The sequence below is a fragment of the Desulfoluna sp. genome, from assembly GCF_030145185.1.
Classification (GTDB): domain Bacteria; phylum Desulfobacterota; class Desulfobacteria; order Desulfobacterales; family Desulfolunaceae; genus Desulfoluna.
Map to the genome: position 1 here is coordinate 25,011 of NZ_JAQYWB010000038.1, position 14,357 is coordinate 39,367.

At 52.7% G+C, this 14,357-nt stretch carries 11 protein-coding genes; all 11 read left to right on the forward strand.

What is annotated here, in order from left to right:
* Nucleotides 1–13 precede the first annotated feature (13 nt).
* On the forward strand, nt 14–3,730 hold the full coding sequence (locus Q1Q75_RS13285) for a hypothetical protein (protein WP_300671451.1): 3,717 nt from the start codon (nt 14–16) through the stop codon (nt 3,728–3,730).
* A 78-nt stretch (nt 3,731–3,808) separates the two neighbouring features.
* Complete coding sequence (locus Q1Q75_RS13290) at nt 3,809–4,291, forward strand: type VI secretion lipoprotein TssJ (protein WP_300671453.1); 483 nt, start codon at nt 3,809–3,811, stop codon at nt 4,289–4,291.
* A 3-nt stretch (nt 4,292–4,294) separates the two neighbouring features.
* The gene (locus Q1Q75_RS13295) at nt 4,295–5,992 is read left to right on the forward strand and encodes a hypothetical protein (protein ID WP_300671457.1); all 1,698 of its coding nucleotides are present in this window, start codon (nt 4,295–4,297) and stop codon (nt 5,990–5,992) included.
* 59 nt (nt 5,993–6,051) lie between these two features.
* The gene (gene tssB, locus Q1Q75_RS13300) at nt 6,052–6,573 is read left to right on the forward strand and encodes a type VI secretion system contractile sheath small subunit (protein WP_300671460.1); all 522 of its coding nucleotides are present in this window, start codon (nt 6,052–6,054) and stop codon (nt 6,571–6,573) included.
* A 31-nt stretch (nt 6,574–6,604) separates the two neighbouring features.
* The gene (gene tssC / locus Q1Q75_RS13305; RefSeq protein ID WP_300671463.1) at nt 6,605–8,113 is read left to right on the forward strand and encodes a type VI secretion system contractile sheath large subunit; all 1,509 of its coding nucleotides are present in this window, start codon (nt 6,605–6,607) and stop codon (nt 8,111–8,113) included.
* A gap of 107 nt (nt 8,114–8,220) precedes the next feature.
* Nucleotides 8,221–8,796 (forward strand): hypothetical protein, encoded by a 576-nt coding sequence (locus tag Q1Q75_RS13310; RefSeq protein ID WP_300671466.1) that lies wholly within the window; start codon nt 8,221–8,223, stop codon nt 8,794–8,796.
* A gap of 86 nt (nt 8,797–8,882) precedes the next feature.
* Entirely contained in the window at nt 8,883–10,130 is a 1,248-nt protein-coding gene (tssK, locus tag Q1Q75_RS13315; protein ID WP_300671468.1) for a type VI secretion system baseplate subunit TssK, read from the forward strand.
* Between the two features lie 39 nt (nt 10,131–10,169).
* Entirely contained in the window at nt 10,170–10,544 is a 375-nt protein-coding gene (gene tssE, locus Q1Q75_RS13320; RefSeq protein ID WP_300671471.1) for a type VI secretion system baseplate subunit TssE, read from the forward strand.
* A 17-nt stretch (nt 10,545–10,561) separates the two neighbouring features.
* Nucleotides 10,562–12,178: a hypothetical protein gene (locus Q1Q75_RS13325; RefSeq protein ID WP_300671474.1), complete on the forward strand. Its 1,617-nt coding sequence runs from the start codon at nt 10,562–10,564 to the stop codon at nt 12,176–12,178.
* 31 nt (nt 12,179–12,209) lie between these two features.
* On the forward strand, nt 12,210–12,728 hold the full coding sequence (locus Q1Q75_RS13330; protein ID WP_300671477.1) for a hypothetical protein: 519 nt from the start codon (nt 12,210–12,212) through the stop codon (nt 12,726–12,728).
* Nucleotides 12,729–12,736: 8 nt separating this feature from the next.
* A complete protein-coding gene (locus Q1Q75_RS13335; RefSeq protein ID WP_300671480.1) occupies nt 12,737–14,356 on the forward strand; it encodes a type VI secretion system baseplate subunit TssF in 1,620 nt (539 codons plus the stop codon).
* The last annotated feature ends 1 nt before the right edge of the window (nt 14,357 follow it).

The window sequence follows — 14,357 nt, forward strand, 5'->3', positions numbered from 1 at the left end:
TGGCTGGAACAGTATGAAAATCATAGAGAACCTCAAGGGTTTCTGGGTCTGGAATAACTGGCTTTATTTTGTGACCTTTTTGATTCTTATCCTTATTTTCGTGATGGCGTTTTATTTTTTTAAAAAGCGAGGCAAGTCCCGGAAGGCGGAGAAAAGCACCGGCAAAGAAGAGGGTGCCACAGGGTTACCCCCCTTAAGCCTGGTGAAGGCATGGAAAGCCTTTTTAAATCAAATCCCCTCCGAGTTCCGGCGGCTGATCATGGTGTATCAGCATTTTGTTGTGTTCGGGGAGAGTGGGGCGGGAAAAAGCCTGTTGATCAACAGCCATACGGATTGGCAGGGGCATGCGCGACAATTTTATCCCAGTTATACCGCCAATCCCCTGCTTCAGGTTTATTTGGGGTCCAAGGTGCTGGTGCAGGAGATCCCGGCCTCTTTGCTTAACGATACGTCGAAAGCAGCACGGAAAGCCTTGATTAAGCTGTGGGCCCCTCTTTTCAGGCGCAAAGATCCCACCGCTATGATTGTGTTGAACAGCGCGTCGTTCCAGACGGACGAACCGTTGTTTTTAAAAAAACAGGCCCAGATGATCCGTGGGAAGATCAATCTGCTGGCCCGCATCCGAAAACGCCCGATAAAAGTACGGCTTGTCCTGACCAATATGGAGCGGTATGAGGGGTTCCCGGAATTTTCCAGGTTCCTTGCCCGTTACGGCATCCCGCTGAAGCTTGAGTTCAGTTCAAAGGAGGAGCTGGCTCGCCTCGCAGAGTGCCTGGTCCCCTATGAAGAGCATCTGCCTCGCGCGCTGACCTCACTTCCCGCCGAAGATTATCTGAAAATAATGACCTTTATGGATCGCGCCCCGGAACTTTTTAAAGGGTTGTCCCGGTTTATCGCCGTTTTGCAGAGCCCCGATCCCTTGACTCCTGAACCGGAAATCGCCACCCTCTCCCTTGCCTTTCTGTCAGAAGAGCAGGTCTCGGTTTCCAATCCCTTCGCTACCTCGCTTACGTCCAGAGATATCCAGAAATTCAATCCTCTCTTCAGGCACCGTGTCGCCGCGGCTGTTCTGGGAGGGATCGGGCTCATCTACCTGGTATCGTCCTTTTTTTATGAATACAAGCTGATCGGTGAAAGACATCTCAAGATAGCCGTCTTGGAAAAGGCGCCGCTAAGTCAGTACAATCAAAACATGCACAAGCTTTTTGTGGATCCCCTCACCAGCATGCAGCAGCGAACGCTCATGGCCTTTTTGCCTGATTTTTTTCCCCACGCCGATGAAGAGCTTTTCAGGCGTGGAATTGAAAATATTCGAAAATTTTATCTCCTTCCGGAGCTGGAGAAGTTTTCAGTGGCAGAAAATTCCTGGGAGGCGGCTTCACTGGAGGATGTCCGTCAGGTGGGAGATGCCAGGAACAAGGTGGTTTATCTGCTGGGGTTGCTTTATGCGACCCGGGACAATGACCTTGGGGCGTTGATTCTGGATCATATTAAGGAGTGGACTGAGAATACGGGCGTTTCGAGTCTCTTGATCGAGGATTACATCAATTACAATAAGGCTTCGTACAGCGTGATCCTCGATACGAATGATTACCTGTACAGTCGCAAGAAAGGCATTATCGACGATCCCCATGCTTTGCTGGTGTTTCTTGAGAAAATAAATCGGTTTTACAAACAGCCGGTTATTACGCGCTCAGAGTTTCATGAGCTCATGCAGGAGACGGCGGGTTTTCTTGGTAAAATTCGAGCCCTTGAGCGTTACGATCTCTCTTTGAAGGTGGCAGAGCTCTTGCGCAGGGAAGCGCTCTTGAACATCGATGACGTTCAAGATGACACGGCAGGCCTCAAGAGTCAGATTCGACATGAATCCATTAAGAAATTTTTACGGTTTTTACATCAATCACGCATCACCTCTCCCGAGATAACCGATGAGATGAATCTTGCCGGGTTGTATGAAAACCTGAAGGTCATGCACACATATAAGGGGTTTCAAAGCAGCAAAGATGAGCTGTTTCATTTTATGCTGACCGGCCGTGAATTTAAATTTGGAGCGTCCCAGTGGAACAACCTCCTGAATCGCAGCCGGATGACCCTGTTCCTCAATGATTTTATCAACCATAACAAACGAAATGATGGAATGCTCTTTTTCCTTTCAAAAGAGGATTTTCCTGATCTGGTGATGAACACCGCAAACGACGGGATGTTTCTGTTCAAGGGGCAGGCCAGGGTTGACGGCAGGTTTACACGAAATGCCTTTGAAAAACGAGTCAAGCCAGTGCTCACAGAGCTTCCCGGATTTATTGAGTCGCTGCCTGTCCCGGAAAAGGACAAAATCTATTTTTCAAATTTTCTTTTTAAAGAGATTGACGCCTATGGTCGGCGATATGCTTCCGCCTATCAGAATTATTATATGGATTTCGAGATTCAGGCCAGGTCACTGGCCTCTCTGCGTTACGTGTTGCGACAGTTGACCCTGCCAAACTCCCCCTTCATGGAGGTTCTGCTGGCTGTCAAGGACAACACCCTGCTGGATACAGGAGACAATACCTATCTGGCTTCATTCGCCCGGAAAATGGAGGCCTTTGAGTTTCTTCAGCGCCTACTGGCCGAGCACAAAGGGGTCTTTCCAGAGCTGGACAAATACAAGGCCTTTCTGGAGCAGATGCTGTTCGATATCGGCAATGGGTCTTCACAGGCAAGGGACCTTAAGGATTTTAAAAAACGGTTATCCCCCATCGGACAAATCAGTTTTGCTATTTTGCAGGATGGGGAGGAGTCGTACTTAAATCTGATCAAGCAATGGGTGAAGAGCGTCGGTATCCCCAAAGAGTGGCAGGGTGTGTTTAAGGACCCTGTCTACCTGGCTTACTATTTGGGATTGCCTGAGATTGAAGACGAAATAAAGAATATTTGGGACGCATTGTTCGAGTCCGATATCTATAGCCTTTATGGCTTCTTCCCCTTTAATCGGACCTCTACGAGGGATGTGCCTGGGGCCGTCCTTGCGCGGGCGACCCATCCCCATGGCCATTTCTGGCCACTCTTCAGGAGCCTCTTATCTCCTGTTTTTCACGAAGAGGCCGGGGTTTGGCGCGTGCGTCCCTCCCCGATAGAGAATCCGATTCTTCCCGATCAACTCATAGAGACCGTGAATGCCATCTCGCGGCTCACCACCACGCTGTGGGATCCCAAGGGAGAGCCGAAGTCCCTTGAGTTTATGGTGCGGCCTTATCCTCTGGCGGCTGTTCGCGAAAACGTTCCGGTGGTGGCCCTGTCCTATCTGCATGCAGGAGAGTTCTCTCTGTTTGGCTTTAACCAGCAGCCTTCGTGGAAGAAGTTAATCTTCGACTGGTCACGCGAAAGCAGCGCGGCGGTTGGGGTTGAACTTGTCACAGATGATGGCACCGCAAAATTGCAGAATGCGGTTGCCGTCGGGAAATCCTCCTGGAGTTTTTTTCATCTTCTTCAAAAAAGCGACGACATGGTGGTGATGGATGCCTTGACCGATCCAGGCGAGGCACCAGACGCTGTTTTACCCCTTGAACACCCGGGAGATTCTGATGTTTACGGCAATATAGCCATGCTGACCTGGGTGGTCCACTACTCCCAGAAAGATCGTGACACGCATCCCGAGACAGGGTTGGTGAGGGGAGGGGAGGCGGATGCCGTGAAGGTTCGATTTGGCATTCAGACCCGCGATCCCTGGGCGATTTTCATTTTGCCCCAGTGAGGCTTGGCTCAGTTAAACAAAACGGATGGTTTCGGCGATTCTTTGCGTGTTCTCTCATTTTAAAAAGGTCATGACGTTATGAACAGAAAAATGATCGGTGCAGCCACGAGGAAATCGGGCGCAATCTCCATTTTGCTGATGCTTGTGATTCTGATGGCGTTTTGTGGCTGCTCCAATAAGAAGAAGATCACCTTTCATATTACCTCCGAACCAGACATCAATGACGGACGCCCTTTGTATCTTGTGGTTCGGGAGGTCAACCGAAAGGATTTTCTGATTGAATATTACGACGATATCGCGGACATGATTTATTCGGATCCCGATGATGAGAGTCTGTTGTTCTGGCGAATGCTTCTTCCCGGCGAGAAAAAAAAGATCAAGGTCTTAAGGCCCGAAAAAACAGAAATCGGCATCTACGGGATGTTTACCCAGCCTGGAAACAGCTGGAAACTTATGATCCCCAGTCCTTATGAAAAAAAATATGACATCGTCGTGGAAACCAATAACATCCGGTTGAAGCGCGACGACGACGAAGACCCCGAAACCGCGGACGGAACCTAAGGGATGGAGCCGATTTTAAACCTTGCCCTGATAGAGCAGGGATTGCGTCTGGAAGGCGATCAGCGCTTTGAAGAGCAACCATGGCTTGAGGAGAGCCGACACCATCGCAAAGCGTTCTGGCGGGATATGAAGCGATCTCTGGATGAACTCTACGGGTTTCATGGGGCCAGTACCCTTTTCAGCACCTACGATTTTTACCATGACATCACCCAGCGAAACAGGGCCAACCCGGTGCCTGCCATAAGCTGGGTCGATTCCGATGGTGGGCTCCGAGAGATTTCGTACGCAGAACTGGGGCGTGCCGCTGACATCAAAGCCGCCCGCTGGGCTCGCCAGGGACTGGTGCCCGGGCAGACCGTGTGCCTGGTCCGTTTCGAGGGCGTGGAGCTGGCCTCGGATCTTCTGGCAGGTTTGAAATCAGGTGCGGTCATCTCTCTGCTCCCCCCCTGGGGGAGGCACTTTTTGCAGGCTCGACTGGAACAGCTGCAGCCGGATTACATCACCGCAGAGCCTGCGTCGTATCCTCTGCTCAATGCATGGATGGATTCTGTCTTGTCCGACGAGGCGGAGGGGATGCCACCTGTCCCCCAGTTTTTTCATGGCTACCCGGCGGGTGATCCTGTTTTTCGTCTTTTTCCGAGGGGCTCATCGGCATCCCTGGTGCCGGTGGATATATCCAGTGAAGCGGCCTATCTCTCCGCGCTTCGTGATGGGTTGATCAGCCTGGGACTTCGGCCGGGCAAGGTCTACGCAGCCCCTGGCTTTCATCTTTTGGAGACTCAGCCGGCCCTGCTTCTCGTCGGCCTTCTCTGTGGGGCCAGCTGGTGTCATCTGCGGCCTGGCGATCTGGTTTCAGACGCGGGTCTCATGGATGGCAGGCCGATCACGGCCTTTGGGGTGTCATGCCGGGTCCGGGAGATGCTGCTCGATACATCTTATCCTCTCGATGGCCGATGGGAGAGCTGGTTTCGCAACCCCGCAGAGTCTTTCGATCTGGATCGGTGGCAACTCTTTGTTCGAAGGCTCCATCTTGACCGTTCCTTTGCCTTTAACCTTCGGTGGGATGCTGCCCTGGGGGGGTGTTCACTCGTCTCGGCGCGTCGTCAGGGCACGGCCCATATGATGGTGTTGCCCCCAGCAGGCTGTGGCTGGTCCCTTGGCGCTCCGGGCTTACAGAACCCCATGCCGGGTGGGGCGCTGAGTCTCTCGTTGCCCGGAGCGCCCGAAGATCTCATGCACCCCGCGGGGAGCATGCTGACGTCACACAGGCATGAATGGCTTTTTACAGGGGTTGACGGGGTGAGCAGGCATGGCGCGGTTTATCCGGTGGATGAACTGTTGACTGTGCTTCGGGACGGTTTTGCCTCGGTCGATCTCTTCTTTTCCATCGTGGCGTGTCCGCGCAGTGACCGACCCGATGGATGCTGCCTTGTCCTGCTGGTGTTTACAGGCCTGGGGCCGGAGGCTCACCCACCGACCCTTGAGGAAGACAGTCGCGCCCTCATTGCCCGTGAGATGGGGGATGAGTTTCAGCCGGATACGGTGGTCAGCGTGCCTCTGATTCCAAGGTTGCTTTCGGACCGGAAGGTAGATCATGCATGGTGCCGTGACCAGTATCTTTCCGGTTTTCTGGCGAAAAGAGCCCAAGGGGAGGTGTTTCGATGTCTGACCGCCCTGAGAGCCTTTCTTATGCAGGGGTAATTTCTGTGGCCCCAGACCCTTTAAATATAAACCCTTAGATCACATCAAGGAGAAGAGAGATGGCTATTCAGGATGAAATTCCAAAATCCCGTCTGACGCTCAGGTATAAAACCGAGGTCAACGGTCAGCCGGAGGACATGACCCTGCCTCTGAGACTGCTCGTGGAAGGCGATTTTTCCCAGGGAACCTCCACGGACAGGACGGTGGATCTTGAGGAGCGGCGGTTGAGAAATCTCGATGGGACCAACACCGACTCCGTGATGAGAGACATGGGCATGTCTGTGAAGTTCGCCGTGGCAAATAAGATTGACCCGGCGTCTGAGGAAGACATGAACGTGGACATTCCCATTGACAGCATGAGCTCCTTTTCGCCGGACAAGGTCGCCATGCATGTGCCCAAGCTTAAAGGTCTGCTGCAGATGAAAACTCTCCTTGAGGAGGTCGTCTCCAATGTGGACAACCGAAAAGAGTTTCGCAAGCTGCTCAATGAACTCCTGAGCAATGAGGAGGCCCTTGCGAAGATGATGGAAGACCTGAAGGACTTTCAGAGCCTGAAACTTCCGTCGGGAAACCAGTCCTAAGAACCCACTTGACCAAGGAGGCCAAAGAGCGATGGCTGAAGAAACCAAAAAAGCGGTGGAGACCGTGGACGAGACCCAGGTGCTTGATTTGAAGCGTTTCCTTTCGAGCATGCGTCTTCAAACAGAGGTAAGTGAGCCGGTTCCCATGATTCAGGACGAGCTTCAGGTGGTCCGGGAGGATATCAGCGAAGAGAATCGCTTTATCTCCGGATTGGCGGCGCTGCTGTTGAATATTGACACGAGCTCCGGGCGTCTTGACAAGGGCAGCATCCAGGCGTTGATCGCCAGCATTGATCAGTCTGTCAACGATCAGCTGAATGAAATCATCCACCATGAGAACTTCAAAAAAATGGAATCATCCTGGCGATCCCTCGGTGATTTGATTTTGAATACAAATTTTAAAGCAGATATCATGATTGATATTCTGGATGTGTCAAAAGATGAGCTTTTTGAGGATTTTGAAGCCAACGCCGTGGATATCACCGGGAGTGCGCTGTTTAAGAAAATCTATATCAGCGAGTACGATCAGTATGGAGGCAAACCCTTCGGCAGCATTATCGGCCTGCATGAATTCGAACACACCCCGGATGATGAGTTCTGGTTGAAGATCATGGGGAAAATCGCGGCAGCCAGCCACTCCCCCTTTGTGGGCTCCGTGTCACCGAAGTTCTTTGGGTGCGATTCCATTGAAGAGCTCTCCGCCATCAAAGACCTGGAAGGGCTCATGAACCACCCCAAATACGGTTCATGGAGCAAGCTTCGCGATTCTGAAGAGGCCGCTTATCTCGGGCTGACTCTGCCCCGGTATGTGCTGCGGCTCCCCTATGACCCGGAGACCAATCCCTGCCGGGGGATTTCTTTTGAGGAAGAGGTACAGGGAGATCGCGACAGCAGTTATCTCTGGGGCAGCGCCTCGTTGCTGTTTGCCCAGAATATGGTCCGATCCTTCGGTCAGTCCGGCTGGTGTCAGTACCTGCGCGGTCCCAAAGGGGGCGGATTGGTGAATGGATTGCCTGTGCATACCTTTAATGTGCGAGGGGAGGAGGAGATCAAGATTCCCATTGAAATGGCGATCCCTGATTACCGTGAGCTTGAGTTTGCCAACTGTGGGTTTATTCCTCTGATCTATCGCAAAGGGACCGCCGATGCCTGTTTTTTCAGTTGTCAGTCGCTGAAGAAATCCAAGGCCTTTAAAGACCCGAAGGATTCGGAAAATGCCCAGCTTGTGACCAATCTTTCGTATACCTTTTCCATTACGCGCATCGCCCATTATATCAAGTCTATTATGCGCGATAACATCGGCAGCACAGCCGATGCCAGCTATATCCAGACCACCCTGTCAAATTGGATTTATCAGTATGTGACCACCGTGGTGAATCCCGATGACCTGACCCTTCGTTCGTATCCGTTCAAAGCGGCCTTTGTGGAGGTGGTGGAGCGAGAGGGGATGATCGGATGGTACGACTGCAAGATGGGCATACTGCCTCACATTCAATTTGAAGGCATGGATGCAGAGCTCAGGCTTGACGCAAGACTTTAAACAGTCATTTTTTTATAAAAGAGCCTCGCAGCCGTCCGTGTGCAAGCCAGAGGGAGCAACGGAGTCACAGCGAGGCCGTCAACCATATTATCAGGAGGGGTTTCAGCATGGCAGCTATCAGTTTTTCCTGCAGCGTTTCACAGGGCTTCAATTTCCAAAAAGATGCCCAGGACATGGTGGGTCATATCAATAAACTTAAAATTGGGGAGAAGGAGCTGGACGTAGACCTTGGGGTCACCGACCCTGAAGACCTCGCTGGCGATAAAAAAAAGGTGACGGGGGTCGTGTCCGCGATCTATTGGAATGGGGGGTTTGCTGAGTCCATTCAGATCTCCTGCCAGGTCTCCAATGCCAACAAGAAGAATCTGGCCGTGTTGACAAATACGGAATTGAGCAACACCTCGGTGGAGTTTCAGTTTACGATTTATGCCTACGATCCCGACAAGAAGAAATATTACAAGGCCTTTCACTCCAATGACGCTGCCCTGAAAGGGCTGATTGAAAAAGCAGGGGGGGAATTGAACGTATCCATCGACATGGATGAAGGGATGGAGGTGGTCTCTCCCTTGAATTTCTGCCTGAATATCAGCGTAATGCCCGAAGATCTGGAGCAGGAAACACATCTCGCGTTTTCAGTGACGGATAAGGTTGTCAAGCGCTGGGGAGTCACGGTCGCCGCGTAAGGAGTCCCTTCTTCACGGGCTGGCATGAACCGGGAACCCTCCGGCGGCTCTTAAAAATCAACACAGAAAAAAAGTCACGGGTACAAATGAATGAGAAACTTGCGCGCGTAAGCTGGGAGATGGGGCAGGCTCTTTTGCCCGAGCATCTCGTTGCCCTGGAGGAGTCGATCCTTGCAGATATTATTCTTCGGTTTCGGCTTTTGGGCCTTCCCTGGTATGGGGTGGGGGAGCTCAAGTTCAACGGATCTCTTTTAAGCGAAGGGGTCCTCTCCATCGAAGCGATGACCCTTGTGACCGCCAACGGCCTTCTGATTAATGTGCCGGGCAATGCCGGAGCTTCGCAGGTGAACCTGAACCTGACCGGCATGACGACCGTCTCTGTGTATCTGCATGTGCTAAGGCGCGGCGTTGCAGAGACGGATGCCACCAATGGCTGGGGGGGGAAGGAGGGCGATGGCGTCAAACGGACTCGGTACCGCCTGGAGCTGACCGCAGAGCAGGAGTACCCGGAAGCCCTGGATACCGTCAAACTGGCCGAGATGAAAAAAAGTCCCGAGGGTTTCTGGACCCTTTCGTCGGGCTACATTCCCCCCTTGCTCCAGGTGGGGGCCTCCCCTTTTCTGACGGAGGAGATGACCGCGCTCTCCGAGGCCCTGGAGCTGTTTCGCTATAACCTGACCATGGATTCGTCCAGTTATGTGAGCGGGGACAGTCTCTTCAGCGTCAAGCAGTGCCTCAAGTCTGTCTTCAGGGCACAGCGAATGCTGGAAAATTATAAAACCGGGATCACTCTGCATCCCTTTTATCTCTACGATGAAGTGCAAACCCTCTATGCGGATGTCTGTTTTTACAGAAATACAACCCCACAAAATATCACACAGCCTTATCGCCATGATCAACCCGTGCTCCTGAAGGAGGCCGTGGAGCGGTTGAAAAATCAGATGCACCTTGTGCGCAGCAGGCCACCGTACGTTACGTTCACGCTTCAGGACAATCTTTACGAGGTGGGGTTGCCAGACGAAGTCCGCCAGGCCACCGATGTCTATTTTCTGGTTCAACGCGCGCAGCTTACCGATACTTTGTCCTTGGATAACCTTAAGCTCGCCGGGGTGACCCGGCTGCCTTTTGTTCATAAAATGGCGCTGCACGGGATCCCCTTGAAAAAAGTGGAGCGCCCCCCTTTTCAGCATACCTTTGGCTCCGAGGTCGAATTTTATCAGATCAAGGAGAGCGAAGAGTGGGATCATGCACTCAATGAAATGTCGGTGGCGTTCTTCAGCAGACCGGATCTTGCAGAGGCAGACTTTTATGTCTATTGGCGTATGGGACAGTGACATTGTTGATGGGCTGCGGATGTATCACAGGGGTGAACCATGACATTTTTCGATCGGTTCAGTAACCGCGATGGGGCCGGAAAAGGGGATGCCGGGCTCAGGAGTGTCATAGACAACCTGAACCATATCCTGAACACCCGACAGGGGTTTGGCAGCTTTCTTAAGGGCTATGGCATTCGGGACATGAATGAGTACAGTTCCCGTGATCATCTGTCGGCTGCGGTGATGGAGGAGGTCAGGTTCAATATTGAGCAGTATGAACCTCGGCTCGAGGTGATGAGCATCTCCATAGAAAACGATGACGACCCGTTTCGCATTTCCTTTCGGATAGAGTGCAATGTCAAGGAGACCCGAGAGTCTCTGCTTATGGAGTTTAACTCGGTTAATAAGAATCTCAATGTAAAAAGCGTGTGAGACCAAGGCAGGATGCGATGATCTTTACCGATACGTTAGAGATGGAGCTGATGCTTTTTATCGGCACCCAGGCATTTAAGGTACCCGGAGGACATATCAAATCTCTGAAGGTACGGTTGCAGCCCTTTGGCTTTGTCGCCGAAGCCGGGTTCTGGGTCTCCTCCGAAGTGGCGGAGGACACGCTCTTCCCGGAGTTTATCACCCAGGACCTGATCAAGGTTGAGCTGTCATTTCAGGCCCATCTCAGGCCGGATGATGCCGAAGAGACCCCGGTGAAACTCGAGGGGCTCGTGACCGGGAAAGCCTTACTTGAGGAGTTGACCATCAGCAATGTGGACCTTGCGGGAGATCCTGTTCTTTACCGCCGTTACCGGATAGATTTTGCCGATACGGGGCGTGTGCTGTGGTCGCAGCATTTCCCCTGTGATCTCGTCGTTGACGGTACCGTGAAAGAGCTGATCGAAGCGAACAGAGCCGGCGTCGAACTGTCCTGTGACTGGGAACGTATGAATCGGCGTTTTTCCGTGAACACCCTTCCCGGGTATGCCCATGGCAAGGGGGCCAGTTTTTATGATTTTATCCTGTGGTGTGCGGATGCCCAAAACGGGGCCTTGGTGTACGATTACAAAGAGAACAGCTACGCGCTTTTGGGTGAGAAAAATACGGAAGGGGAACCCTTTGAACTGGACGAGGAGTGGATTAAAGAGCTTTCCGTCGAATTCCCGGAGACATCCCGCACCAACGACAGGTTGCTGAACTCTTTTTCAGAAAACGCTCAGACACGAGAGACCGCGCATAAACAGGCCGCTGACGGCCTGTATCAGGATACCACGATGAGCCTTGCCATCACCTCGGATTTTGAAGATGTTTTCTCCGTGGCATCGCTAAAGCCGAAGAGTCGGGGTTATGAGGTGCGCCTTGTCCACAGCCGCTTTCCCTGTGTCGCCTGGGTACCCGGGTGCTTTGTCAAGCTCAGGGAGGCCGTCTGGAATGTGCATATCCTTTCCCATAAAAATGAGTACCGCATGCGAGACACGGTGATCGAGGCCAGTGCCGTATCGGATCACCCGGATTCGGATCGCCATCTTTTGTTTGCACGCTACAAAATAGAGATGCGTTCCACCCTGGAGCTTAAAGAGGAGAAAGCCTTTCTTCTGCCGGAGTACAGGCACCCCTCTTTTCCTGTTTATGTGGAGGGTCGGGTCGTCAGCGAACAGGGCAAGGAAGAAGAGAAGACCTACCAGGTTTACGAGCATCCCGAAACCGCCCTCGACTGCTACAGAGTGGAGATTCCTATTTTTGAAGGGCGGGAGGTTGTGGTGCCGTATGAACCCTTTTTCGCCCCCGGCCATTTCTATTTTCCCGCCTTTAAGGGGCAACGGGTTCTTGTGGCCCTTGAATTTCACGTCGCACGGATCGCACGTTTTCTCGATGTTCGTCCCGGTGGCCGTCTTCCCATGGAGAGCCAGGGTAACCACCTTCTTCTGGGCAAGACCACAGACGACTGCACCTCTATCAGCCATGTGTATGTCGACGGCAAGCCACAGCTCAATATCAAGCGAACCTCGGGCAGCGATACCGAGATCATTCATGTTCAGGAAGGCACCATTATCCTGGAAACAAAAGAAGAGTAACCCACCTTAACTTTGCCGTTACTGGAATGCCATGGGAACCCTTGTGTGTCGTCTGGAGATCAGTAAGGAAAAAGGGATTGTCGTCACGGCTGAGAATCGTGATGACAACATTACCCAGACGTTTATTCTCGATGGCACCCGTATCACGACCACGGTCGCAGGGCCCAGTGAGACGAGTACGATCATTCAGGACTCCGACAGTATTAAGGTGTCGTGTAAAACGTTCTCTCTGGATGCGGAGACCATCACCTGTACGTCCACGAAAAAGACCCACCTTGAGAGTCGTGAGGATTTTGAAATCAAGAGCGGAGCGGTGGCCGTGACCGCAGACCGGGCCGCAGAGTATTCGGCCCTTGATACGACGATTACCAGCTCATCGGCGACGACCGTCAAGGGAACCACCCTGGCCATGGAGGGGACGGCAAGCGCCGAGCTCACGGGGGCCAGCATTAAACTTGAGGCAAAGGGATTGATGGATCTGATTTCAAACGGAATCGCCACCCTTAAAGGCAGTATTTCCAATATCAAGGGGATTGTTAAACTTGGGTGAGAGAGCTTATGCGCATCGATGAGACCCTGTATCAAACGTTTCTGGAGGAGATGGACGAACTGGACCGATTTCGCATGTCCTACACCTCCCTTCACCCCGGTGCTCCCCTGGATCGAGAGGACCCGGATGTCCGGCGGTTGATTGAAGCCATGGCCCTCTTATCCGCACGAACGCGTCTTGCCGGGGTCAGGCACAACAGCGCGACACGTCGCAGGATTTTTCAGCAGTTTTTTCCCTATCTCCTCACACCCCTCCCCTCCATGGCCGTCCTCCAGGCGGTGCCCACAGGAATGTTTGCGGACACCGCCTGTTATCCCAAAGGGTCGGAAATTGTGCTCGCACCGGAGTCCGGGGGGACCGCCATTTTTCAGACCCTGCATACCTTGAACATTCTGCCCGTTGTCCTTGACGACCTGGGGACGGTCCAGCTTCCCGATGCCGTCACCCGATTGATGCTCAGGCTGAAAACGTCCTTTGCGCGAAACGATGAAATCGGACAGCTTCGTTTCTTCATCAATCACTTGAACGATTACGAGACCTCCCTTGCCATCCATTCCGCTTTGCAGAGACATGTCCTGAAAGCGACGGTTGTGTTTGATGAACATGCGGATCAGAAAACCGCCGGTATGCCCTGCGACATCACCTTCGGGAGGGTTCAAGACGAGGTGGATGTGACGCATCCTTTAGAAAAAGAGAGGCTGTTTTTTCACTTTCCCTGGCAGGAGCTTTTTATCAATATAGAGGTCCCGCAGCCCGTGGGCAGCTGGACCACCTTTACCCTTTGTCTGGACCTGGCTCCCGACTGGCCGGTGACTCTGGCCCTGACCCCCGAGCTTTTTCATCTCTTTGCCGTACCCATCGCCAACCTGCGCCAGGATATGGCCAGGCCAGTGCTCTACACGGGAACCCAGGAGCTCTGCGGAATTTATCATCCGGATATGGAGAACGGTTTTGAACTTCATTCTGTTCAGGGGGTTTTTGAAGTCACAAAGACGGGTATGGCTCCCATAGACCCCGGGATCCTCTTTGTATCGGCTCCCTCCTGGGAGTCGGAAGAGATCACAGACAGCGAAGGGCACAAGCACCACCGTCTTAACCTTCACTATCCCACGGCGTTTCAGGATCCGAAGACCCTTTCGATCAACGCGCGGTGGATTCAGCCCTGGTTCTCCAATACCCTGTCACAACGGCTGGAGATTGCCCCCTTCAGTCGGGGCACCGTGGGGCTGGACTGGCGACTTGCCTTGGAGCCGATTCCCCATGTTGAGACGCCCCTGCAGGACAACCTGGATGTTTTTCTTCGTTTTCTTACCCTGACAAACAGGTCGGAGTTGAGCCGCAATGACCTGATGGATATCCTTCAAGCCCTGGGGGTGAAACCGCAGAGCCGGTTTGGCCAGATTCTTTCTCTTCTGGCCGATGTTCGGATCGAAACCTCTGCCCGGCAAGAAGATGGGGAAGGGACGGTTAAGTATGTGTACTGGCTCTATTTCGATGACTATGAGCCCGGTTTTTCTGCTCTGATGGCGTTGTTCCTCAGGCATGTTGAGGCGATTCTCGATGCATGGATTGCAGGCGTCGGCATTGAGGTTCGCATGGCAAGATCGGATGGCAGGCACACGGAATGAG